Below are 23742 nucleotides of genomic sequence, written 5' to 3'. Positions count from 1 at the left end.
TCTACTTTTCCCACATCGGGACGCGCAGTCCACGCTCGCGCGCAACTTCGGCGGCACGCTCGTAGCCGGCGTCGACGTGACGCATTACTCCGGTGCCGGGGTCGTTGGTGAGAACGCGCTCGATTTTCTCGGCGGCCAGCGGGGTGCCGTCGGCGACGATGACCTGTCCGGCGTGGATGGAGCGGCCGATTCCGACGCCGCCACCGTGGTGGATCGACACCCAGGTCGCGCCCGAAGCGGTGTTCAGCAGCGCGTTGAGCAGGGGCCAGTCGGCGATGGCGTCTGAGCCGTCGGCCATGGCTTCGGTCTCACGGTACGGCGAGGCGACGGAGCCGGAGTCCAGGTGGTCGCGGCCGATCGCGAGGGGAGCGCTGAGCTCACCCGAGGCGACCATCTCGTTGAACTTGAGTCCGGCGAGGTGGCGTTCCTTGTAGCCGAGCCAGCAGATGCGCGCCGGCAGGCCTTCGAACTGCACCTTTTCGCCGGCTGCGGTGATCCAGCGGCGCAGGTGGGCGTCTTCGGGGAAGAGCTCGAGAATCGCCTTGTCGGTGGCGGCGATGTCGGCCGGGTCTCCCGAGAGCGCGGCCCAGCGGAACGGGCCCTTGCCCTCGGCGAAGAGCGGGCGGATGTAGGCAGGCACGAAACCGGGGAAGTCGAAGGCACGGTCGTAGCCGCCCAGTTCCGCCTCCGCGCGAATCGAGTTGCCGTAGTCGAAGACCTCGGCGCCGGCATCCTGGAACTCCACCATGGCCTGCACCTGCTTGGCCATCGAGGCGCGGGCGCGCTCGGTGAAGGCCACCGGGTCAGCGGCGGCGAGCTCGTGCCATTCGGCCACGGTGACGCCCTCGGGCAGGTACGCCAGCGGGTCGTGGGCCGAGGTCTGGTCGGTGACGATGTCGATCGGCACCTTGCGGGCCAGCAGCTCGGGGAAGACCGTCGCGGCGTTGCCGACGAGGCCGACCGAGAGCGGGCGGCGCTCGTTCTTGGCGGCGACGACGCGGGCGATCGCGTCGTCGATGTCGGTGGCCAGCTCGTCGAGGTAGCCCTTGTCGATGCGGCGCTGCAGGCGCGTCTCGTCGACGTCGACGATGAGCACGACACCTTCGTTGAGGGTGACGGCGAGCGGCTGCGCGCCGCCCATGCCGCCGGCCCCGCCGGTGAGGGTGATGGTGCCGGCCAGGCTGGATTCGCCCGACGCGTCGAGATCTCCGCGGCGCTCGGCCAGCTTGACCGCGACGGCGGCGAAGGTCTCGTAGGTGCCCTGCAGGATGCCCTGGGTGCCGATGTAGATCCACGACCCGGCGGTCATCTGGCCGTACATGGTCAGGCCGAGCGCCTCGAGGCGGCGGAACTCGGGCCAGTTGGCCCAGTCGCCGACGAGGTTGGAGTTGGCGATGAGCACGCGCGGCGCCCACTCGTGGGTGCGGAACACGCCGACGGGCTTGCCCGACTGAACGAGCAGGGTCTCGTCTTTTTCAAGAGTCGTCAGGGTGCGCACGATGGCGTCGTAGGCCTCCCAGCTGCGGGCGGCTTTGCCCGTTCCGCCGTAGACGACGAGCTCTTCGGGGTGCTCGGCGACCTCGGGGTCAAGGTTGTTCATGAGCATGCGCAGCGGGCCTTCGGTCTGCCAGCTCTTCGCTGTCAGCGTTGATCCTCGAGCTGCACGAACGGTGCGAGAAGTAGTCATACTGCGATTGCACACCACCGGGAGCCCCCGAACAACGCGGATGCCGCCACTTCTGTCCGGCATCCCAGACCGGCCACCCGTGAAGGTGGCGTTCCCCCCTGTATGAGCCGTTTTCGCTCCGGCGAGAAGGTTGGCAGGCGGCCGCGAGCCAATGTCAGCAGCGTTGACATTGATGTTGTCAGCGTCCTAGGGTAGAGCTTTCATGCCACCTCAGGTGGGTCAACGATGACGGACGGAACTTTATGACGCAGGGCACTCCCTCGGAACCCACCACGCAGCCGGCAGGTGGCGGAAAGATCTCTCGCCGAACTGCGCTCGGCCTCGGCGCATTGGGAGCGGTAGTGGTCGCCGGTGGAGTAACCCTGGCAGTGAACATGAACGGCGCGGGGGCGCGGAATACGGACAAGGCAAAGACCTTGATCACCGGCGGCACGGTGTGGACCGGAGACCCTAAGCGAACTGCACAGGCGGTGGCCATCGCAGCAGACGGCACGATCCTTGCGGTCGGAAGCCTTGCAGACGTGAAGAAGTTCAGCGACCACAACACCGAGGTGATTGACGCCAAGGGCGGCTTCGTCATGCCGGGCATCCACGACGGGCATCTTCACTCGTTGGGCGGCGCGGAGAGCGCGCTCTCCCCCAGTCTCGACAATGCCACGGGCACCGTCGACGAACTGCTCGCCTACCTCACCCAGGTCATCGAGAATGATGCCGAAGACCCCGCAGACCCGAACTCCTGGCTCAGGGTCGCCGACTGGAACCCGACCGGACTCGTCGGTGCGGTCGCGCACCGCAAATTCCTGGACACCCTGCCCACGAAGCGGCCGATCTTTTTGCAGGGATCTGACTTTCACAACGGCTGGGCGAACAGTCGCGCCCTTGAACTGGCGGGAGTGGACGCCAACACTCCGAACCCGACGGGCGGAGAAATCGTCATGGACGCCGACGGGCCGACCGGGCTGTTCAAGGACAACGCGCAGGTACTCGTGCAGAGCGCCATGCCGAAGCACACCGAGGAACAGCTCGCCCGCGCCTACACCGCGAGCTATGCAAAACTCGCGGCGAACGGGATCACCAGCTTCATGGAAGCCAGCGGCGACGACAAGGCGGCCAAGCGTCTCACCGGCCTCATCAACGATGGCACGGTGAATCAACGCGTGAGCTTCGCCTACCGGATTCCTGCCGAGCTCGCCGAGGTGCCCGCTGAGGCCGTGGAGACCATCCAGGCTTCGCAGAAGCGCTATGCCGACGTCGATCGCTTCACCATGCGCACGATCAAAGTGATGATGGATGGGGTCGCCGAGTACCCGGCATTGACCGCGGCCATGGTCGAGCCGTATCAGAATCCTGACGGGACCCCCATGGACCAGAACGGGGCGCTTTACTTCGCCCCCGAGCTCTTCAACGACCTTGCGGTCGCCGTCGACGCCGCGGGTTGGCAGATCCACACCCACGCGATCGGCGACCTCGCCGTTCGCGCAACCCTCGACGGATTTGAGCAGGCTCGCACCAAGAACGGGAAGCGCGACAGCCGTCACACCATCGCGCACATTCAGTTCGTGGCGCCGGAGGACCGCCCGCGTTTCGCCGAGCTCGGAGCGCTGGCCAGCATGCAGCTGCAGTGGGCCGTCCAAGACACGTTCACCATCGACGCCCTGGCTCCCTACGTCGGCCCCGAGCGACACCTCGGCACCTACCCCGCCGGCTCACTGCAAGACGCGGGCGCTCACCTGGTCGGCGGATCGGACTGGCCGATCGACCCGCTCAGCCCCTGGAACCAGATTCAGACCGCGGTCGACCGGGTCGGCCTCGGCTCGGAGACCGGCGAGCCGCTCTACGCCGAGCAAGGCCTCTCGCTCACTGAGTCCTTGGAAATGCACACCCGCGGGGGAGCTTTCCAGCTCTTTCAGGAGAAGGAAACCGGCCGGATTGCGCCGGGCATGCGCGCCGACCTCGTCATCCTCGACCGAGACCTCCTGGGTGTCCCCCTCGCCGAGGTGAGTGGGGCGACCGTGAAGTACACGATGGTCGACGGCGAAGTCATTCATGAGGCGGGAGCCGGTGATGCGCCGAGCGCCAATGGCGCCGGTGCGGCGGCGGGCGCGGTCTCGCTCGCTGCGCTGACACGCAACCACCAGGCCTGCGGACACCCGACGCACCCGACACTTGCCTGAGTAGTGAGGCGGGACTCGGCCGACAGAGCCGAGTCCCGGGAGGCGGGTCGTGCGAAATCATTGACCGGGTAGCTCCCGCACGGTACCTTCGCGGCAGCATCGACGCGCCAACGCCGCCCGACTCAGCGGCGTCTTCGCGCAGACCGTCGCTGCTCAAAAGGAGAAAAGCAATGCGCAACCGCGACGTCGATGATTTCGCTCAGACCAAGCTCACCCCCGAGTATCGCGAGATTCTCGAGAAGCTCAGGCAGATCGTCGAAGAGACCGTTCCCGACGCCATCGAAGTTCTCAGCAGCGGCAACCCGGCCTGGCACGTCAAGCGCACACTCGCCACGGTGACCACCAATGACAAGAACCTCACCCTCACGTTTGAGCGGGGTGCGAGCCTGACGGATGATCACGGATGGCTGGAAGGAACCGGTTTCAACACCCGGCACCTCAAGATGAAGAATATCGACGAGCTACCCGAAGACGCCCTCCGCGACTACCTGACGCAGGCCGCGGCCCTCGACGGCGGCGCCTGAGCTCGTCGCCCGACGTCAGCGCAGGTGCGCCGCCGCCGCCGCCGCGATCGCCTCGGCGACCGCGGCGAGGGTGCGGGAGTGCAGCTTCCACTGCTGCCAATAGAGCGCCACATCGATGAACGCGCCCGGGTCGAACTCCACCAACTCACCGGCCGCTTCCGCTGCCGCGCTCTGCGCGTCGGGCAGCATTCCCCAGCCCAGGCCGAGCCGCACCGCACTGGCGTATTCCGACGAGGCCGGGATGAAATGCTGCGGCGGATGCAAGGTCTGCCGGGTGCGCTGGCGCAGGTACCGGTCTTGCAGATCGTCGGTGCGGTCGTAGATCACGACCGGTGCGAGCGCGAGGTTGGCCACCGTCGGTCCGCCCGGCAGCCAGGTCGCGACGAACTCCGGGCTCGCCATCGGCCGGTAGCGCATCCGGCCGAGCGGGCTCACGATGCAGCCCTGCACCGGGTCGGCGACGGAGGTGATCGCGGCCATCACCGTGCCGTCGCGCAGGCGCGCGGTCGAGTAGTCCTGGTCTTCCCGATAGACGTCGAAGCTGACTCGGTGCTCGGCCGGCACCTGCGCGAGAGCCGGCAGCGCCCAAGTCGCAAGCGAATCCGAATTGATCACGATCGGGATGCGCAAAAACGGGCCGCCCACATCCGTCGCCCGGTCATTGGGCGGGTCGAGCGTCGCGAGCGCATCATTCTCGAGCAGCGCGAACTGACGGGCGAGGCGCAGCACGACCTCCCCGGATGCCGTCGGCTTGACCGGTTTGACGCGCTGCAGCAGCACACGTCCCACGGCGAGTTCGAGTGCCTTGATGCGCTGGCTGATCGCCGACGGGGTGACGCGCAGCGCGCTCGCCGCCGCATCGAAGGTGCCACTGTCGACGACCGCGACGAGGGCCCGGAGCTGTTCCAGCTGAAGATCCATGCTCAGTCGTCCTCCGCATCGTGTCGCTCGGAGGGAGAGAGGACCCGGTCGAATGCGAACCGCAGCCCGTCGACCGGAAACGGCCAGTCCGTGTAACTGGCGAGCGCCTCAACGGAGCTCAAGCCGAGGGTCCGCGCCTCGACGATTCGTTCGGCGATCAGGGCCAGGTCGGCCGCTTGGCGGCCGACGTAGCCGCGGTCGATGACGCGTCCGTGCCCCGGAACGACGAGGTCGCCCTCCTCCATCTGCTCGTGCACTGACGCGAGCACGCCCGGCCAGTCGAGCGGAAAACTGCCGGAACCGAACATCGGCGGCCCCGATTCTTCGACAAGGTCGCCAAGTATCCAGACGCGTTGATCGGGGACGAACAACACCAGGTCGGTGTCGGTGTGGGCCGGAGGGAGCGGGACGAGATGCACCTCGCGGCCGCCGAGATCGACGCGGAGGAGATCGGCGACGGGGTGCGTCGGCGGCGTGAGTACGACGCCGTGCCACTCCCGATTCGGCTCTCGGCCGGGGTCGACGAGATAGGCGTCAAGACGGGGCGCCTCATACTCCGCGAAATGGCGTTCGATCTGCGCGTGCCCGAAAATCTCGGCGTTCAGCGCCGACTGCGGCCCCAGCCGCTGGTTGCCAAAGGTGTGGTCGTAGTGCGCGTGGGTGTTGACCACCCAACGGATGGGCGTATCGAAACGTTCGGCCACATCGGCGAGCAGTGCGTCAGCCTCGCCCGGACTGCTGAGCGTGTCGACCAGCATCAGGCCATGTGTGCCCTCGATCACCACCACCGAGACATCAAGCGCTCCGTAGCGCCGCTGGAACACCCCGGTGGCGACCGGAATCCATTGGTTTTCGCTCATGTCTCGAACGCTACCCTCCCATCTCACATTAGTGAAGCTAATGATCCATCAGAAAGATGAGCTGGAACAGCGCGCGCGGGTGGCATACCGTGGTCGATTGTGGATGCCTTGACTCTCTCTTTTCCCGTGCTCGCGGCCGGTTTCGGCCTGGGCCTGTCGCTGATCGTCGCGATCGGCGCGCAGAACGCGTTTGTGCTGCGCCAGGGGATCCGCCGGGAGCACGTCCTGCCGATCGTGCTGATTTGCGCACTCTCCGACGCGGTGCTGATCGTGCTCGGCATCTCGGGAATCGGATTCGTGATCGAGCGGTTCCCGGTGGCGCTGATCGTGATCAGATTCGCCGGTGCCGCATTCTTGATCGGCTACGGACTGCTCGCGGCACGCCGCGCCTTCACCGCCGGTTCGCTGGAAGTCAGTCCGGGCGGGGAGCGACTGTCGTTGCGTACGGCGATCCTGACGGTGCTCGCCCTCACCTGGCTGAACCCGCACGTCTACCTGGACACGGTGTTGCTGCTCGGCTCGATCGCGAACTCGCACGGCGACGAGGGGCGCTGGCTGTTCGGCCTGGGCGCCGTGCTGGCCAGCTTCGTCTGGTTCGCCGTGCTCGGATTCGGCGCCCGCCTGCTCGGCCCCCTGTTCTCCAAGCGGGTGTCGTGGCGCATTCTCGACGGCGCGATCGCCGTCACGATGCTCGCCCTCGGCATCCGTCTGCTGGTGATGCCCTGACACCTCATCTCGGCGTCGGCGGTTAGGATCGGCGGATGGCCACCCCAGATTTCGTACTCGACCTCCGGCAGTCGATCGGCTCAGCTCCGCTCTGGTTGAGCGGGGTGACAGCGGTGGTGTTGAGAGACGACGAGGTGCTGCTCGTGCGTCGAGCCGACAACGGCGCCTGGACGCCCGTCACCGGGATCATCGACCCGGGCGAGGAGCCGGCGGATGCGGCGGCGCGCGAGACTCTCGAAGAAGCCGACGTGGTGGCAACCGTCGAACGTCTGGTTTGGGTGCACGTGCTCGAACCGCTGACCTACGACAACGGCGATCGAGCTCAGTATCTCGACCTCGTCTTCCGCTGCCGATGGGAGAGCGGGGTGCCGTTCCCCGCCGATGGGGAGAATTCCGAGGCGGCCTGGTTTCGGCTCGACGCGCTCCCGGAGTTGCCCGGAAACCATGCCGAGCGCATCCGTCGTGCCGTCGCGGCGGATGTTGCCACGGATGCCCACTTCGAAGGCGGGCGATCGGTCTGATCAGCCGCTCGGTTTGATCAGTCGCTCGGTTTGATCAGTCCTGGCCGAGGATCACGCCGCGCTGCGCCAGGAACGGCTGCGGATCCACTCTGACCCCGTTGAGGTGCACCTCGAAGTGCAGGTGGCATCCGGTGGACGCTCCGGTGCTGCCCACCCCGGCGATGACCTGTCCGGCCGCGACCGGATCGCCGACCGCGACGAGCGTCAGACCGTCGGCAATGTGGCCGTAACCGGTCTCGACGCCGTCGCCATTGCTGATCAATACCCAGTTGCCGAGGGTGCCGTTCGGGCCGACGGATGCGACGGTTCCTGCCGTCGCGGCACGAATCGGCGAGCCGCAGCCGGCGGCGACGTCGGTTCCGTAGTGAAATTCACCGACCCCCGCGGTGGGGAGCACCGGCCGGGGGCCGAACCCGTCGGAGATCGTTCCGATGACGGGGGAGATCCAGCCTTGGTTGCTGAGCTGGCCGGTGTCGGCGGCATCCGGGAGGCTGAACAGGGAGAAAGCCGACGACATTGAGAAGGGCGAACGCGGAGAGCCGGTACTGATTCCGCTCGTCAGCAAGGCGGTCAACTGGGCCCGCGCTGCGGCCAGAGCGGTTTGCGCAGCGGTCAGCGCGTCCCGCGCTTGCTGCACCGGGATGCCGCGGGCCAACTCATCGGCGGCCTGCGCCTGGGTGAAGAGGTCGGTAGCGCGCTTGTCGGCCGCTTGGGTGCGCTCTCTCACCGTGTCGAGGTTGCCCGACAGCTGAGCCAGCTGGTCGAGGCTGCCGAGCTGGTCGAGCAGATCCTCCGCTGAGCTGCCTCCAACCAACACCTCGGCTGTCGCGGCGCCCGACTGTCGCTGCGCGAGGCTGCGCACCAATGCTCCGACCGCACGCTTCGACGCTTCGCTGGCCGTCGCTGCGTCGGCGGCGAGGGCGTGAAGTCGGGCGGACATCACCGTCGCCGAGTTGAAGTCTGCTGTCGCCTTGTCGAGTGCCGATTGGGCGGCGTTAACGGCGGATTGCGCCGTGGTCACGGCGAGCCGAGCCGATGCGATGGCCGCCGACCGGGTGAGTGCTGCCTGGCGAAGGGCGGTTTGGTTGCGCGCCGCCGTTGCCGCCGCGGCCGAGCGCACTGCGGCAGCGCGCAGCACGGCCTCGCGGGCAGATGCGGCTGCGGCTGCTGCGTTTGCTGCCGCGGGGTCGCCCGGCGCAACGCTTGATGGTGGGGCGGACGTCGGGGTGCTGCTCGGCGTCGGCGTGGGCGTCGGCGTGGGTGTCGGTGTCGGTGTGGGCGTTGGAATTGTGGTCGGTTCAGGGGTCGGTGTAACAGGTGGCGTTGGTGTTGGCACGGGAGTGACTGAAGGCGTCGGCGCAGGTGTGGGCGTTGGCGTCGGGTCCGGAGTCGGGACGAGCGTCGGCACGGGGTCTGGAGTGGCGGGCGGCGCCGTGTCGGCGGGAGCCGGCTGGTCCGCCGGCTGGTCGCTCGGTGACCCCGTCGGAGTCGCGGCCGGAGCGGATGTCTCCGCAGCCGGGGGCACGGATGTCGCCGAGTCAGGCGCCGGCGTGGGACTGGTTGTCGCTGCGGAAGTCGCCAGATGTGTCGCATCCGGAGCATCCGTCGCATCCGCTTGTGCGAGCGACGGGGACCCGAGCGTGAGCGCTGTGATCACGACAGCGGTGAGCGAGACGGAGGCAGCGCGACGCCCGAGACCGGCGTCGAACCGTCGGATAACTCGAGCGATAATCTTCATCGAGGTCCTGCTCCGCAAATCCACATTCGGGTGATGGATGGTCAACCCGTTCGGGCCGGCGTTGCGCCAGTATGCCACGGTCGATCTGCACCACACAAGCGATCGCGCGCGCCCTTCCGCGCCCGCTTCCATGTACCTTTCCGCAGGGCGCCGGCGGGCTCAGGCGCTGCGCTCGCCGCGTTGCGGCCATAGACTCTTACTATCTGTGATCCCAGACGGGCCAGGCGTGTTGAGGAGTGATCATGGCTGATTCGAAGGTTCCGGCGGCCGACAATGCGCTGCGCATCCTGTCGCATCTGGCGGCCCAGCGTGGTCCGGTGCCGGCATCCTCCATTGCGACGGCGCTCGATCTGCCGCGGTCGAGCGTCTATCACTTGCTGACGGTGCTCACCGAGCGGGGGTTCGCCCTGCATCTGCCCGAGGAGAAACGCTACGGTCTCGGCATCGCGGCATTTGAACTCAGCACGGGATTCTCGCGCCAGGAGCCGCTCAGCCGGGTCGGCCAGCCGCTGCTGGCCGGTCTGGTCGACCGGTTGGGCGAGTCCGGGCACCTCGCCGTGCTGCACGGCCGGGACGTGCTGTACATCGCCGAAGAGCGGGCGCCGCGCCGGCCCCGGTTGGTGACGGATGTCGGCATCCGTCTTCCCGGACACCTGACGGCAAGCGGTCGCGCACTTCTGGCCACCCTGCCGCCGGCGCAGTTGCGCGCTCTCTACCCGGATTCCTCGGCTTTCGTCGAGCGCAATGGGCACGCTCCGCACAGCTATTCAGAGCTCAAACGCATCCTCAATCAGGTGCGTGAGGACGGCTATGCGACCGAAGACGGCGAGGTGACGTCGGACTTCGCGTCGATCGCCGTCTCCGTGCGTGATCACGTCGGCTGGCCGGCCGCCGGAATCGCGATCACCTTTCCGCGCGGCAATGTGCCGCCCGAGAAGTGGCCGCAACTGGCGGCGCAGATTGCGGAGGTGGCGGCGGAACTGTCGCGGCGCATCCGCGGTCGCGTCGCCTAGTCCCTATCCACCTCCCCGTTGGTGCTAGTCCCCGTCGGTGTGTGTTTCGGTGGCTAACTCCGGTAATCCTGGAGGCCGAGCGGCATCCGCCGCATTGCTCCGCGGGGGAAGAAGGCCAGCGGGAGCGGATTACCGGAGTTAGCCACGGGCGCCGAGGCTGAACCTCGCAGTTCGGCCCCGGTGGACAGCGGCAGGGTTGGTGGCTAACTCCGGTAATCCGACCGGCGGCTGCCGAAGGAGTCCGGTGCCGGCGGGTAATAGCGCCGGATTACCGGAGTTACCAACGCGGATGCGGAAGAGCTAGCGCAGAGTGCCGACGGCCCCCGCCGCGGCATCCCGCACCGCACCCGACTGCACGAGACCGACGATCGCCTCGATCTCCGGCGAGAGAAAACGGTCGCTGCCGGGGCCCTCGGCGACGGTGCGCACGAGATCGCGCACAGCGCCGGTCGCCGGGCCAGGCAACAGCGGGGCGCGCAGGTCGAGCGACCGCGCGGCGGTCATCACTTCGATGGCGAGCACCCGGCCGAGGCCGTCGATCGACTTGCGCAGCTTACGCGCGCCGGCCCAACCCATCGACACGTGGTCTTCCTGCATCGCCGACGACGGAATCGAGTCGACGGATGCCGGCACGGCCAGTCGCTTGAGCTCCGAGACGATCCCGGCAGCCGTGTACTGCGCAATCATCAGCCCGGAGTCGACGCCGACCTCGTGCGCGAGGAACGGCGGGAGCCCCTTGTTGCGCGAGACGTCGAGGTGGCGGTCGGTGCGGCGCTCGCTCATGCTCGCGACATCCGCCGCGGCGATGGCCAGAAAGTCGAGCACGTAGGCGACGGGGGCGCCGTGGAAGTTGCCGTTCGACTCGACCCGGCCGTCGAGCGTGACGACGGGGTTGTCGACCGCGCTGGAAAGCTCGCGACCGGCAATCAGGGCGGCGTGGCTCGCGGTGTCGCGGGCGGCGCCGTGCACCTGCGGCGAGCAGCGCAGCGAGTAGGCATCCTGAACCGTGGTGTCCCACGGGCCGGCGTGGCTCGCCACCATGGGGGAGTCGCCGAGAAGGGCGCGCAGGTTGGCCGCGCTCTCACCTTGGCCAAGCTGCGGGCGAAGAGCCTGCAGGTCGGCGGCGAAAACGGCGTCGGTACCGAGCAGCGCCTCGACGCTCATCGCGGCGGCGATGTCGGCGGTCGAGAGCAGCATGGCGAGGTCAGCGAGCGCGAGCACGAGCATCCCGAGCATGCCGTCGGTGCCGTTGATGAGGGCAAGGCCCTCCTTCTCAGCGAGTACGACGGGGGTGATGCCGGCCGCGGCGAGGGCCTGTCCGGCATCCATGAATGTGCCCTCGGCATCCCGGACTTCGCCCTCACCCATGATCGCGAGCGCGCAGTGCGCGAGCGGCGCGAGGTCACCCGAACAGCCGAGCGAACCATATTCGCGCACGACCGGCGTGATCCCGGCGTTGAGCACGGCGGCGTAGGTCTCGGCGGTGGCCGGGCGCACGCCGGTGCGACCGGTCATCAGGGTCGAGAGGCGCAGAAGCATGAGCGCGCGCACGACCTCGCGCTCGATCTCCGGGCCGCTGCCGGCCGCGTGCGAGCGCACGAGACTGGCCTGCAGCTGGGCGCGGCGGTCGGAGGTGATGAAGGTGGTGGCGAGGGCGCCGAAGCCGGTGGAGATTCCGTAGTGCGGGTCAACGTCGCTGGCCAGATCGTCGATGATGCGCCGGGTCGCGGCGACGCCGGCGAGAGCCGTCGGGTCAAGAGTAAGAGGGGCGTTGTGGCGGGCGACGGCCACGACGTCGGCGAAGCTGACGGGGCCAGTGCCCACGGTGACGGATGCTGCGGAGAAGGTCATACTCTGATTCGACACTACGCAGACGGCTCAGGCAATCAATCCGAACCGGGTGCTGTCTGCGATTCCAGACGCACGGCTGCGTCCCCTGTCAGGTGCTGTCGCGAAAACCGCAAGATCTGGCCCGGTGTGAGCGAAAGCCGCACAGATCGTGCGTGATTCGGTGACAGTTGCGGTTTTCGCTGACAGCGCTCGGAGCGAACCCGCTCCCTGCTACCGGCCGAGCGTGCTGTGCAGAAAAGCGGCGACGGTGGCCCGCATCGGCTCGTCGAGAATCCCGATCGAATGCGCGGCGCCTGGCACCTCGACCAGGGTATGCACGACGCCAATCTTCTCGAGATGGGCGGCATAGTCGGTCGCCTGAGTCAGCGGCATGAATTCCTCGGAGGCGGTGCCGATGAAGACCGGCGGATCGTCGGCATCCGCTGCACCTAGTGCCGATGCGGCCCGCGCGGCCTCGCAGTCGGTCAGCGTGCTGCAGCCGAGGTAGCGCAGCGTGATTCGCCGCAGATCGCCGGTCAGCGCCGCTGCGGCCGCGGCCGGCGCAGCAGGAACCGCCGCGCCGGGCGGGGTGCTCGCCGCCGTCGTCCAGGTGTTCCGCCGTGTTGCCTCGCCAGCGGCGACTGCTGCCTCGCGCAGGTCGAATGGTGCCGACAAGACGGCGACGGATGCGACGCGCGATCCCGTCGTCCAACTCCCCGTTCCGCGGGCGCCGAGCAGCGCGGCCAAGTTGCCTCCGGCTGAGCCGCCGAACACGCCGATTCGATCGGGGTCGATGCCGTAGGTCGTGGCGTTCTCCGGCGCTCTGATCCACTCGACCGCGCGCGAGACATCCTCGATGGCTGCGGGGAACGGGGCGGCAGGAGCCAAACGATAGTTCACCGAATAGGCGACGAAACCGGTCGAGGCCAACCAGAGGCAGACCGCCCGCCAGTCGCTGCTCGCCTTGTCACCGCGCGCCCAGCTGCCGCCGTGAATCGAGACGACAGCCGGCCGTAGGGCGCCAGCGGCGGGTGAGCACACGTCGAGGGTGAGCATCGTTCCGTCGGCGAGGATGTCGTAGACGACATCGGCCGCCACGTCGATGTCGGCCGGCGGGGTGAACGTGCGGATGCCGATGATCTCGTCGGTCATCAGTTCGCTGCCGGTCGTGGTCGGATCCGTCTGCACCACGGGGTGAGTCGGCACATGAAAACCAGTGAGCATGCCGGTGCCCACGAGCATCAGAGTGACGGCGCCCACGATCGCCAGAGCCCGGACGCGGCGGCTGCCAGATCCCAGACTGGGACGAACACTATTCACGCGGACTCCGGGTTCCCTCTTGATATGAATGAGTCGAGACTAGAGGGCCGCCGGGCACGCCAGCGAATCAGCGGGAGTCTGGCCCTGCTCAGAGCGACTTCGCGAAGCACAGACTCTGAGTGGCGCCGATGTACTCACCGAAGAGCGGTATCTCCTGATAGCCGCGCTTTCGGTAGAGGCGCAGGGCTGCGCTGTGCAGCGGACCGGTTTCGAGCATGAGTTCGACGGCGCCTGCGTCCTGGGCATCGGATTCGATCCGGTCGAGCAATGTCGCAGCGACGCCCTGGCTGCGTCCGTCGGGATGAACGAAAAGGCTCTTGAGCTCGGCGGTGACTCTGGCTGCGCCGTGAGCTGCGCCATTCGCCGTCTCCTCAGTCGAAATCGACAGCACGAGAGCGGCCATGCCGAGGGCGCGGGCGTCGTCATCCCTCGCCAGATACACCGAGACATCCGGGTGGTCGAGTTTCTCGACACCCAGGAGAAAGTTGGTCTCTGGGGGATAGAGGGCGTGAGCAAAGTCGGCGCTCAACCGCACCAGGGTCTCGACCTCGGGTTGACGGGGTGACTCGATGCTGATCGTCAGTGCCATGCGCCCAGACTAGGTGGCGGAGATTTCGTGGAGGTTTCGGTCAAGCGTGGCGCGGCGTCATGACGAGGTGACGGGCGAAGATGCGGAAGGATGGCGGATATGGTCGACCAGTCAACAGCCCTTCCTGCTCTCTCGCTCTGGTGCGGCGGCTACACCAGCCCGACGGGAACGGCACCAGGGATCTCGGCGCTCGGCAGGGCGCCCGGTGCGGCAGAGCCTGCGTCGGTGACTGCGGTGGTGGCCGGCTCTCCCTCTTTCATGGCCGCGCATCCCACTCTTTCCCTGATCTATGCCGTCCTCGAGGTCGACGGGACCGTGCAGGCCTTTCGTCGGGTCGCAGAAACCGGGCTTGAACCCATCGGCGCGGAATGGCCGGCCGGCCCCGCGGCGTGCCATGTCTTCGTCGACCCCGAGGGCCGCTTTCTCGTCGTCACCTGCTGGGGCGACGGGGCTGTGCTGTTCTACGAGCTCGATGCCGACGGGGCGATCGTCTCGCGACACAGTGCGGCAGCGGCCACCGACCCCTACCCGGGCGCTGACCGGCAGTCGAGGGCGCACGCCACGGCGCTGCTTCCCGATGGACGCATCCTCACGACCGACCTGGGTTTTGATGTTCTGCGCGTCTGGCGGGTCGAACCGACTGGCTCTGCCACCGCCGGAACCGGCCTGATTCTCACCCAGGAGCTGCCACTCGGCGCCGGAACCGGCCCGCGTCACCTCACCGTTCACTCGAGCGGCCACGTATACGTCGTCACCGAATACTCGATCGAAGCCGTCGTGATCGGTCAAGACTCCGATGGAATCCTCGACGTGCGCGGCCGCATCCCGGCCACCATCGCCGGCGCCCAGTCGACGGATTCGGCGGCGGAGATCTCGCTCAACGAGGCGGGCACCCGGGTCTACGTCACGGTGCGCGGCTCCAACCGGCTTTCGACGCTCGAGGTGCAGAACGAGGGTGCGCGGCTCGAGCTCATCGGCGACGTCGACTGCGGCGGAAACTGGCCGCGTCACCATCTGCAGCTTGGAGAATGGCTTTTCGTGGCGAATCAGCTCTCGAACGAGGTGAGCGTTTTCTCGCTCGATCCCAGTTCAGGGCTGCCCGCGACGCCCGTCGGTAGCATCCCCGTCGGCTCGCCGAGCTGTCTGATTCCTCGTCGCCCGCAGTAACCGACGAGCGGTGCGGGCGGATGTTGCCAGTGACTTTTCAGCTTCCATCCGGTAACGTAGACAAGTCGGCTCTTGACACCGTGCGGTTTTTGTTTGCGCGGATGGGTTTGTAAGTCAGGTGGGCCGGTTCATCAGTAATCCGCTGGTGGAAATCACTGTATGTGAACGGTCCCGGCCATTGACTGCCCGGGTTCTCAGGTTGCGTCGCAGAAGCGGCGCCGTTTGCCATGTACTCAACACAACCCAGAAATACCTCTATGCCTAAGAGCAAGAAGCCTGCCGTCGGTCGCGCGGCCAAGAATTTCGATCCTAACCACTCCGGTGGTTCACGGGGCGGAGCCCCCAAGACAGGCAGCAAGAGCCCGAGCCACCGCGGTTTCCGCGCTGACGAAGGCGCCCCCAAGAAGCAGCGCTGGAACGCCGACGAGCGTGCAACCCGCTCCGCGTCCCGCCCCGCCGGCGACCGTCCGGCTTATGGCAACGACCGCTCAGAGCGTCCCGCCTATGGTGGAGCCCGCACCGAGCGCCCGGCCTACAACAACGACCGTGGCGACCGTGCTCCGCGCACCGACCGCCCCGCATACATCAACGACCGCCCGGCCCGTGGTGAGCGTCCGTCCTACGGTGACCGTGCCCCGCGCACTGACCGTCCGGCGTACAACAACGACCGTCCGTCGTACGGTGACCGTCCGGCCCGTACCGAGCGTCCCTCGTACGGTGACCGTGCCCCGCGGACTGACCGTCCGGCCTACAACAACGACCGTCCGGCTCGTACCGAGCGTCCGTCGTACGGCGACCGTGCTCCGCGCACTGACCGTCCGGCCTACAACAACGACCGTCCGTCGTACGGTGACCGTCCGGCCCGTACCGAGCGTCCGTCGTACGGCGACCGTGCTCCGCGCACCGATCGTCCGGCCTACAACAACGACCGTCCGGCCCGTACCGAGCGTCCGTCCTACGGCGACCGTGCTCCGCGCACTGACCGTCCGGCGTACAACAACGACCGTCCGTCGTACGGTGACCGTCCGGCGCGCACCGAGCGTCCCTCGTACGGCGACCGTGCCCCGCGCACTGACCGTCCGGCCTACAACAACGACCGTCCGGCTCGTACCGAGCGTCCGTCGTACGGCGACCGTCCGGCTCGTGCCGAGCGTCCTTCCTACGGCGACCGTGCCCCGCGCACTGCCCGTCCGGCCTACAACAACGACCGCCCGGCTCGCACCGAGCGCCCGTCGTACGGTGACCGTCCGGCCCGCACGGAGCGTCCGTCCTACGGCAGCGACCGCGCCCCGCGTCGCGACTTCAACAGCGACCGCCCGAGCATGAGCAGCAGCGGCGACAGCAAGTTCTACCCGAGCCGCGAAGACAAGCCTCGCTTCACCGCCGAAGAAGACGTGGTTCTGGAGCGTCTCGAAGCGCAGGCCACGACGGCATCCGATGTCGTCGGCGTCAGCTTTGCCGACCTCGGCCTCGGTGGCAACATCGTGCGTGAGCTCGGACTGCTCGGTGCGGCCAGCCCGTTCCCGATCCAGGCTGCCACCATCCCCGACGTGCTCGCCGGCCGCGACGTGCTCGGCCGCGGCCGCACCGGCTCCGGCAAGACCATCGCCTTCGGCGCTCCCCTCGTGGAGAAGCTGATGGAGAACGAGGGAAGCAAGAACCGCCAGCAGGGCCGCAAGCCCCGCGCGCTGATCCTTGCCCCGACCCGCGAGCTCGCGCTGCAGATCGACCGCACCGTGCAGCCCATCGCACGCAGCGTCGGCCTCTTCACCACGCAGGTCTACGGCGGAGTTCCGCAGTACCGTCAGGTCAGCGCTCTGCAGCGCGGCGTCGACATCATCATTGGTACCCCTGGCCGCATCGAAGACCTCATCGACCAGGGCAAGCTCGACCTCAGCCAGGTCAGCATCACCGTGCTCGACGAGGCAGACCACATGTGCGACCTGGGCTTCCTCGAGCCGGTGCAGCGCATCCTCAACCAGACCAAGAAGGGCGGCCAGAAGCTCCTCTTCTCGGCCACGCTCGACAAGGGTGTTGCCACCCTGGTCAAGCAGTTCCTGACCAACCCGTCCGTGCACGAGGTCGCCGGTGAAGACCAGGCCTCCTCGACCATCGACCACAAGGTTCTGGTTGTCGAGCACCGCGACAAGAGCGCCATCATCGAGCAGCTCTCCAACCGCGACGGCAAGACGCTGATCTTCAGCCGCACCCGTGCCTACGCTGAGCAGCTTGCTGACCAGCTCGAAGATGCAGGAATCAAGGCCACCAGCCTGCACGGCGACCTGAACCAGGCCCGCCGTACCCGCAACCTCGCGTTGCTGACCAGCGGCCGCGTGAACGTGCTTGTCGCAACGGATGTCGCTGCCCGCGGCATCCACGTCGACGACATCGACCTGGTCATCCAGGCCGACGCCCCCGACGAGTACAAGACCTACCTGCACCGCGCCGGCCGCACCGGCCGTGCGGGCAAGACCGGTACCGTTGTCACGCTCATCCCGAAGCAGCGTCAGCGTCGCATGGACGAGCTTCTCGGCCGCGCCGAGATCGATGCCAGCTACGCCAACGCCGTTCCCGGCGACTCGTCAGTCAGGGCCCTCGCGAACCTCTAGGTTCTGAGAGACAAGGGGCATCCACCGTCACGGTGGGTGCCCTTTTTCATGCCTGGGCGAGAGAAACCCGTGACCAGGTGCGCAAAAGAGCGCCTCGATTCGCGCGACGCGCCGAGGCGTTGCTTTCGCAATAGTGCCGCTCACCCCTACGCTTCAGATGTTGCCCGTGTGCCGTTAGCGGTACGCATCCGTGCTCGGCTGCAATTCGGGTTTGCAGCCGGGAACGTGCGACACGTAGTCTGCGGGGCGTCCATTGGACGCCCCGCAGTCTGCGTCGGGCGCCATTACGTCAGCCGGTAGACCAGCTCGATCGCACCATTCTCAAACGATGTCGTGTGTGCGAGTTCGAGGGGCGCCGTCGGGGTCCCGAGCGGCAACAACCGTTTGCCAGACCCCAACACGACCGGAACGATCGTGAGTTTCAGCTCATCGAGCAGGCCGGCATCGGCGAACTGGGCGGCGACGACTCCGCCACCCATCACCCAGACGTTCTTGCCGGCAGCCGCGCTGAGCGCCTCGGCGTGAGCAGCCGCGACGTCGCCGTGAAAGAAACGGATGTCCGCGCCCGGCACGGCCGTGAGCTCGCGGGAGGTCAGCACCCAGACGGGGAAAGCTCCGTAGGCCCATTCGTTGGTGCCGTCGCCGACGATGTAGTCGTAGGTGGTGGAGCCCATGATGATGGCTCCGATGCCGCTGAGAAACTCGTCATAGAGGGCCTGAAAGGTCTCGAAATCGAATTGAAGCAGCCATTCCAGGCGATCGTTGTCGTCGGCGATGAAACCGTCGATCGAGGACGCGACGTAGTACTGGGTGAGTGCCATATGGTGAACTCTACGCAGCACTCCTGACCTTCGCAGGGTGAGCGCCACCAACAACACGGAGTGATACGCCGACTGCCACCCCGGGAATCCCGGGGTGGCAGTCAGTGTGTGAAGGCGCGCGTCGTGACACGACGCGCGCCTTTCAGGTTTGGTCTAAGCCGTTTCGGTGAGCACCGGCTCGGTGATCGCGCCGTTGAGCACGTCGTCGAGCGCAATGACGGTGTCTTCAGACGACGTGCCGAGCGCCAACGCCAGCTCGGACTCGAGCAGCTGTCGCGACTTGGCGAGCATCCGCTTCTCGCCGGCCGAAACGCCGCCGTCCTGCTCGCGGCGCCACAGGTCGCGAACAACCTCGGCGACGCGGGTGACGCTGTCACTGGCCATCTTCTCCTGGTTCGCCTTGAAACGGCGGCTCCAGTTCGTGGCTTCCTCGGTGAACGGATCGCGCAGCACCTTGTAGACCTCTTCGAGCCCTGCGGCGTCGATGACGTCGCGCACTCCGACAAGCTCAGCGTTCGCGATCGGAAGCTGGATGACGAGCTGCGACGAGTGCACCCTCAAAGTCATCGCCGGCTGGGCGACGCCTTTCAGCGTGATCGTGGAGAGTTCAGTGATGGTGACCGCACCGTGGTGCGGATAGACGAGGGTTTCCCCAACGATGAACTTCAAACTTCCTCGATTCAGATCGCGATGCGCGCGGCTACGTGTGGCACCGACATGTCGAACAGCTGCCCGTAAAACGTCAAACGGGAGTTGTGGTCGTGGAGGCGCCCGGCATCATACCAAGCGACCAACCTTTCAATTGTGCCACAGTCGCCTGGGAGTCCCCCTTGCGACGCTCGGATGAGGCGAACACAGCACGAGAAGCGGGATCAGATGATCGCCGCAACCCTCACTGAGCCGCCGACGTCGGCGACGCATCCGTGCCCCGTGTGCTGGCCGCCAACTTAAGAGCAGGCAAACAGTCCAGTGATTGTCTAGCCCCGGTTGCGGGTCATCCCTAGACTCTGGCTACCCCTGAACGGGTGCGACCCATGCATGGGTCGCTCGGTTCAGGGATTGGTAACTCGAAACACGCAACTCAACCCGTTCGATACACGCGTTCCACAAGGACGTTCGATTAGCGAGGAGTACACGGTCTTGAAACACTCCACCCACGGTTCGCCCGACATGCCGGGCCAGAGAACCAGCAGCGCAGAACACTCACGATTCCTAGCGAGGGGCGGGCGCACAACGGCCATTGCCCTGGCCACCGCCGCCACCCTCGGCCTCACTGCCCTCGTCGCCGCTCCGGCGCACGCCGCAGAGGTCACTCACACCATCGCCGACGTTCAAGGCTCGGGCTCGTCAAGCCCCCTCGTCGGCAACGTCGTCACCGTCGAGGGCGTGGTCACCGCCGACCACCGGGTCGGCGGCTACAACGGCGTCTACATCCAAACTGCGGGTTCCGGGGGAGAAACGGATGCGACTCCCGGCGTCTCGGACGGCGTCTTTGTCGCCGTCGGCGCGGTCACACCCACCTTCGCTATCGGCGATCTGGTGAGAGTGACGGGTCCCGTCGTTGAAAACTTTGGCCTCACGCAGGTCACCGGTTCCGCCGCCGGAGCCGTCGAAGTCGTGACGGCCGGGGTCGGCGTGCCGGCAGCGACAGCCCTGCCCGACACCGTCGTCGGCGCAGACCGTGAGCAGTTCGAAAGCATGCTCGTCGCGCCGACCGGAACCTACCGGCTCAGCTCAAGCCACCAGCTCTTCAATTTCGGCACGCTCTGGCTCTCGGCCGGCAGCGACCCGCTCGTCAAGAGCACCGAACAGGTGCGTCCGGGCGCAGAAGCCACGGCGATTGCCGCGGCGAACCGGGCCAACCGGTTGTTCCTCGACGACGGCTACAGCATCCAGGTCGGCAACAAGGCGCACCTGGGCGAGCAGCCCTACTTCACGACCGATACCGTCGTGCGCGTCGGTGACATGGTCGACTTCCCCGAGCAGCTTGTGCTGTCGTACGGGTTCGACGACTGGCGCCTCCAGCCGGTGGTTCCCATCGACGACGCCAGCGACGCGGCCTACAAGCCGACGTTCGAGCCGACCAACCCGCGCCCCGGCGCCCCGCCCGCTGTCGGAGGTGACATCCAGGCCGCCTCATTCAACGTGTTCAACTACTTCACCACGTTGAAGAGTGTCAATTCGGCAGCGCGCGGCGCCACCACCCAGGCGCAGTTCGACATCCAAAAATCGAAGATCGTCGCGGCCATCAACGGCCTCGACGCCGAAGTCGTCAGCCTGATGGAGATCGAGAACTCGATCAAGTTCGGCCAGCCGATCGATACGGCACTCGCCGACCTCGTGAGCGGTTTGAACGCCGCCGCCGGCAGCGACGTCTGGGCCTATGTGCCCACCCCGGCAGCGCTGAACGATGCGGCGATCACCGACTTCATCACGACGGCCATCATCTATAAGAAGGCCGCCCTCACTCCGGTCGGAGCCAGCCAAGCGCAGATCGACGAAGCGGTCTGGAATACCGCTCGGGAGCCGATCGCCCAGACGTTCACGGCCGGGCAGAAGACCCTCACCGTCGTGGCCAACCACTTCAAGTCGAAGAGCGGAACCGGAACCGAGCCGGCCGACGGCCAGGGGCAGTTCAACACCGAGCGCACCGCCCAAGCCCACGCCCTCGTGAGTTTCGTCGACACGCTGAAGGCGTCATCCGGCAGTGAGAACGTGTTGCTGCTCGGCGACTTCAACGCCTACGCGCAGGAAGACCCACTGCAGGTGTTCGCCGATGCAGGTTACGTCGACTTGGTTCCGGCGAAAGCCGCCGACCAGTACACCTACACGTTCGACGGCGAGCTCGGCTCGCTCGATCACGCGATTGCGACGCCGGCGCTGGCCGCCTCGATCACCGGGACCGGTGTCTGGGGGATCAACGCGTCGGAGTGGGGCGATCGCGGCTTCGCGTTCAAGGCCACTGAGTCCGCAACCCCGTATCGCTCAAGCGATCACGACCCGATCGTTGTCGGCATCTCGCAGGAAGTGGTGCCGGTCGACATCAATGTCGTCACCACCAACGACTTCCACGGTCGCATCGAACAGGCTTCGCCCTCTGGCGGTGGCGCGGTGCTCTCCGGAGCGGTCAAGCAGATCAGAGCGCAGAACCCGAACACCGTCTTCGCGGCGGCCGGCGACCTGATCGGGGCATCCACGTTCACGTCGTTCATCCAACAGGACAACCCGACGATCGACGTACTGAACGCGGCGGGACTCGACGTCAGCTCTGTGGGCAACCACGAGTTCGACCAGGGCTTTGCCGACCTCACCGACCGGGTGATTCCGCGGGCGAACTGGGAGTATCTCGGCGCCAACGTCTACGACAAGACGACCGGCAAGCCGGCCCTTCCTGAGTACTTCGTTGAGACCTTCAACGGCGTCTCGGTGGGCTTCATCGGGGCGGTGACGAACGAGCTTCCCTCCCTGGTGAGCCCGGCCGGCATCGCGAACCTGGAGATCCGTGACGTCACCACCGAGACCAACCGAGTGGCCGACGCCCTGCGTGACGGCAACCCGGCCAACGGTGAAGCGGATGTCGTCATTCTGCTCGTGCACGAAGGTGCGGCGACGACGGCGCTCAGCTCGGCCACCGATGATTCGGCGTTCGGCCGGATTGTGAACGGGGTCGATGGCGACGTCAACGCGATCGTCTCCGGACACACGCACCTCGCCTACAACCACGTGATCAATGGGCGTCCCGTCATCTCGGCCGGTCAGTACGGCGAGAAGATCGGCCTGATGAACCTGTCGGTGAACCCCGAGACGAAGGAGCTGCTGGCGATCAGCAACCAGATTCTGCCGCTGATGAATACAGCCGCCGTGCCTCCGGTCGCGCTGTTCCCGGCCGACCCGGCGGTGACGCCGATCGTGGCGGCAGCGACGGCGGCAGCCAACCAGCTCGGTTCGGTGAAGGTCGGAGACATCACGGCCGACTTCAACCGGGCCCGGCAAACAGCGGGAACCGAGAATCGGGGTGGTGAGTCGACGCTCGGAAACTTCGTCGCCGACGCGCAGCTGCTGGCCACTCAGACGGCCGGCGCCGAGATCGCGTTCATGAACCCGGGCGGTCTCCGCACCGACATGAAGTTCGCGTCGAGTGGGGCGACCGATCCCGACGGAAATCTGACCTACAAGGAGGCGGCGAGCGTTCAGCCGTTCGCCAACACGTTGGTCACAATGAAACTGACCGGCGCCCAGCTGAAGCAGGTGCTCGAAGAGCAGTGGCAGCCGAGCGGCGCAAGCCGACCGTTCCTGCGGCTCGGTGTCTCGAAGGGTCTGAACTACACCTACGACCCGACGGCCGCCGCCGGTTCCCGCATCACCCACATGTTCTTGAACGGCGTGGAGATCACGTCGGGTGAGAGCCACACGGTGACCGTGAACTCGTTCCTCGCATCCGGTGGTGACAACTTCCTCACCTTCGCTGCGGGAACAGCCAAGGCCGACTCCGGCAAGGTCGACCTGCAATCGATGGTCGACTACTTCAAGGCGGTGGGCACGGCGTCTCCGGACTACGCGCAACGCGCCGTCGGGGTCACCCTCAGTGCGCCTGACGCCGACGGCTACAGCGCCGGCGACGTGGTGACTCTCGGACTGTCATCGCTGCTCTTCAGCGCGGGCGAGCCGGTCGGCACCACAGCCACCGTGTCGCTCGGCGGGGTTGCGCTCGGTTCGGCGCCGATCGACCCGGCCATCGTCGACACAACGGATGAGGTGGGCCGGGCAACCGTCAGTGTCACCATTCCCGCCGGTGCGTCGGGTGCCTCGGCACTGACCGTTACCGTCGACACGACCGGCACCACCGTACGGGTGCCGATCACGTTCAGTGTTCCGGAGCCGCCCAAGGCGGCAAGCAGCACCTCGGGTTCGCTGAGCAAGCTGTTGGCCAAGTACCAGTCAACGGTGCAGTACACGCTCACGGTCACGGCCGACGGCGTGGTTCCGACCGGGAAGGTCACGATTAAGGATGGCGACACCACGATCGCCACGGTGACCTTGACGGCCTCCGACAAGGGAAAGGTGAAGCTCAACCTGCCCAAGCTGAACGCGGGGATTCACTCGATCACCGCGCACTACGCCGGATCTGACACCGTCAAGGCGTCAACCTCCGGGCCGAGCGTGCTCGTGCTCTGGTAGTTCAGTAGCGACGGATGATGGGGTCTCGCGGTGCGGGGCCCCATCACTCGTTCGTGAGACTCGC

At 66.8% G+C, this 23742-nt stretch carries 17 protein-coding genes; 8 read left to right on the top strand and 9 right to left on the bottom strand.

Going from position 1 to position 23742, the window contains the following annotated elements:
• Position 1 precedes the first annotated feature (1 nt).
• Positions 2-1687 (bottom strand): urocanate hydratase, encoded by a 1686-nt coding sequence (gene hutU / locus AC1DCF_RS18110; RefSeq protein ID WP_477212201.1) that lies wholly within the window; start codon positions 1685-1687, stop codon positions 2-4.
• A 242-nt stretch (positions 1688-1929) separates the two neighbouring features.
• Here hutU and AC1DCF_RS18105 point away from each other — a divergent pair, with 242 nt between their 5' ends.
• Positions 1930-3861, top strand: a complete 1932-nt coding sequence (locus AC1DCF_RS18105) for an amidohydrolase (RefSeq protein WP_477212200.1) — start codon at positions 1930-1932, stop codon at positions 3859-3861.
• A 170-nt stretch (positions 3862-4031) separates the two neighbouring features.
• Entirely contained in the window at positions 4032-4385 is a 354-nt protein-coding gene (locus AC1DCF_RS18100; RefSeq protein WP_477212199.1) for a DUF1801 domain-containing protein, read from the top strand.
• 15 nt (positions 4386-4400) lie between these two features.
• Here the strand turns inward: AC1DCF_RS18100 and AC1DCF_RS18095 are convergent, their stop codons facing one another.
• Positions 4401-5306 (bottom strand): LysR family transcriptional regulator ArgP, encoded by a 906-nt coding sequence (locus AC1DCF_RS18095; RefSeq protein ID WP_477212198.1) that lies wholly within the window; start codon positions 5304-5306, stop codon positions 4401-4403.
• A 2-nt stretch (positions 5307-5308) separates the two neighbouring features.
• Positions 5309-6166, bottom strand: a complete 858-nt coding sequence (locus AC1DCF_RS18090; RefSeq protein WP_477212197.1) for an MBL fold metallo-hydrolase — start codon at positions 6164-6166, stop codon at positions 5309-5311.
• A 108-nt stretch (positions 6167-6274) separates the two neighbouring features.
• Here AC1DCF_RS18090 and AC1DCF_RS18085 point away from each other — a divergent pair, with 108 nt between their 5' ends.
• Both AC1DCF_RS18085 and AC1DCF_RS18080 read left to right on the top strand, forming a co-directional pair.
• On the top strand, positions 6275-6892 hold the full coding sequence (locus tag AC1DCF_RS18085) for a LysE/ArgO family amino acid transporter (RefSeq protein ID WP_441791920.1): 618 nt from the start codon (positions 6275-6277) through the stop codon (positions 6890-6892).
• A 35-nt stretch (positions 6893-6927) separates the two neighbouring features.
• The gene (locus AC1DCF_RS18080) at positions 6928-7413 is read left to right on the top strand and encodes an NUDIX hydrolase (protein WP_477212196.1); all 486 of its coding nucleotides are present in this window, start codon (positions 6928-6930) and stop codon (positions 7411-7413) included.
• A 34-nt stretch (positions 7414-7447) separates the two neighbouring features.
• On the opposite strand, the gene AC1DCF_RS18075 is transcribed toward AC1DCF_RS18080, so the two are convergent.
• Positions 7448-9151 (bottom strand): peptidoglycan DD-metalloendopeptidase family protein, encoded by a 1704-nt coding sequence (locus AC1DCF_RS18075; RefSeq protein WP_477212195.1) that lies wholly within the window; start codon positions 9149-9151, stop codon positions 7448-7450.
• Positions 9152-9393: 242 nt separating this feature from the next.
• On the opposite strand from AC1DCF_RS18075, the gene AC1DCF_RS18070 reads away from it, so the two are divergent.
• Positions 9394-10164 (top strand): IclR family transcriptional regulator, encoded by a 771-nt coding sequence (locus AC1DCF_RS18070; protein WP_441791923.1) that lies wholly within the window; start codon positions 9394-9396, stop codon positions 10162-10164.
• Between the two features lie 300 nt (positions 10165-10464).
• Here AC1DCF_RS18070 and hutH read toward each other — a convergent pair whose 3' ends face one another.
• The 3 genes from hutH to AC1DCF_RS18055 all read right to left on the bottom strand — a co-directional run bounded on the left by hutH (position 10465) and on the right by AC1DCF_RS18055 (position 13903).
• The gene (gene hutH / locus AC1DCF_RS18065; RefSeq protein WP_477212194.1) at positions 10465-12015 is read right to left on the bottom strand and encodes a histidine ammonia-lyase; all 1551 of its coding nucleotides are present in this window, start codon (positions 12013-12015) and stop codon (positions 10465-10467) included.
• A gap of 210 nt (positions 12016-12225) precedes the next feature.
• Positions 12226-13254, bottom strand: coding sequence for an alpha/beta hydrolase (locus AC1DCF_RS18060; protein ID WP_477212193.1), 1029 nt, complete (start codon positions 13252-13254; stop codon positions 12226-12228).
• 148 nt (positions 13255-13402) lie between these two features.
• Positions 13403-13903, bottom strand: a complete 501-nt coding sequence (locus AC1DCF_RS18055) for a GNAT family N-acetyltransferase (RefSeq protein WP_477212192.1) — start codon at positions 13901-13903, stop codon at positions 13403-13405.
• Between the two features lie 99 nt (positions 13904-14002).
• On the opposite strand from AC1DCF_RS18055, the gene AC1DCF_RS18050 reads away from it, so the two are divergent.
• Positions 14003-15070, top strand: a complete 1068-nt coding sequence (locus AC1DCF_RS18050; protein ID WP_477212191.1) for a lactonase family protein — start codon at positions 14003-14005, stop codon at positions 15068-15070.
• Positions 15071-15327: 257 nt separating this feature from the next.
• The gene (locus AC1DCF_RS18045; protein ID WP_477212190.1) at positions 15328-17679 is read left to right on the top strand and encodes a DEAD/DEAH box helicase; all 2352 of its coding nucleotides are present in this window, start codon (positions 15328-15330) and stop codon (positions 17677-17679) included.
• A 284-nt stretch (positions 17680-17963) separates the two neighbouring features.
• Here the strand turns inward: AC1DCF_RS18045 and AC1DCF_RS18040 are convergent, their stop codons facing one another.
• Complete coding sequence (locus AC1DCF_RS18040) at positions 17964-18500, bottom strand: dihydrofolate reductase family protein (protein WP_477212189.1); 537 nt, start codon at positions 18498-18500, stop codon at positions 17964-17966.
• A 153-nt stretch (positions 18501-18653) separates the two neighbouring features.
• On the bottom strand, positions 18654-19169 hold the full coding sequence (locus AC1DCF_RS18035) for a CarD family transcriptional regulator (RefSeq protein ID WP_441791931.1): 516 nt from the start codon (positions 19167-19169) through the stop codon (positions 18654-18656).
• A gap of 471 nt (positions 19170-19640) precedes the next feature.
• Between AC1DCF_RS18035 and AC1DCF_RS18030 the strand changes: the two genes are divergently transcribed.
• Positions 19641-23678 (top strand): ExeM/NucH family extracellular endonuclease, encoded by a 4038-nt coding sequence (locus AC1DCF_RS18030; protein WP_477212188.1) that lies wholly within the window; start codon positions 19641-19643, stop codon positions 23676-23678.
• Positions 23679-23742 lie beyond the last annotated feature (64 nt).

This window comes from Leifsonia sp. 10L418, from assembly GCF_056395445.1.
Note: the sequence above shows the minus strand (reverse complement) of the source record. Positions and strands in the feature narration are given on the sequence as shown.

Coding starts and splice junctions, on each gene's coding strand:
- hutU (WP_477212201.1), bottom strand. CDS start 1,687: ATGACTACTTCTCGCACCGTTCGTGCAGCTCGAGGATCAACGCTGACA.
- AC1DCF_RS18105 (WP_477212200.1), top strand. CDS start 1,930: ATGACGCAGGGCACTCCCTCGGAACCCACCACGCAGCCGGCAGGTGGC.
- AC1DCF_RS18100 (WP_477212199.1), top strand. CDS start 4,032: ATGCGCAACCGCGACGTCGATGATTTCGCTCAGACCAAGCTCACCCCC.
- AC1DCF_RS18095 (WP_477212198.1), bottom strand. CDS start 5,306: ATGGATCTTCAGCTGGAACAGCTCCGGGCCCTCGTCGCGGTCGTCGAC.
- AC1DCF_RS18090 (WP_477212197.1), bottom strand. CDS start 6,166: ATGAGCGAAAACCAATGGATTCCGGTCGCCACCGGGGTGTTCCAGCGG.
- AC1DCF_RS18080 (WP_477212196.1), top strand. CDS start 6,928: ATGGCCACCCCAGATTTCGTACTCGACCTCCGGCAGTCGATCGGCTCA.
- AC1DCF_RS18075 (WP_477212195.1), bottom strand. CDS start 9,151: ATGAAGATTATCGCTCGAGTTATCCGACGGTTCGACGCCGGTCTCGGG.
- AC1DCF_RS18070 (WP_441791923.1), top strand. CDS start 9,394: ATGGCTGATTCGAAGGTTCCGGCGGCCGACAATGCGCTGCGCATCCTG.
- hutH (WP_477212194.1), bottom strand. CDS start 12,015: ATGACCTTCTCCGCAGCATCCGTCACCGTGGGCACTGGCCCCGTCAGC.
- AC1DCF_RS18055 (WP_477212192.1), bottom strand. CDS start 13,903: ATGGCACTGACGATCAGCATCGAGTCACCCCGTCAACCCGAGGTCGAG.
- AC1DCF_RS18050 (WP_477212191.1), top strand. CDS start 14,003: ATGGTCGACCAGTCAACAGCCCTTCCTGCTCTCTCGCTCTGGTGCGGC.
- AC1DCF_RS18045 (WP_477212190.1), top strand. CDS start 15,328: ATGCCTAAGAGCAAGAAGCCTGCCGTCGGTCGCGCGGCCAAGAATTTC.
- AC1DCF_RS18040 (WP_477212189.1), bottom strand. CDS start 18,500: ATGGCACTCACCCAGTACTACGTCGCGTCCTCGATCGACGGTTTCATC.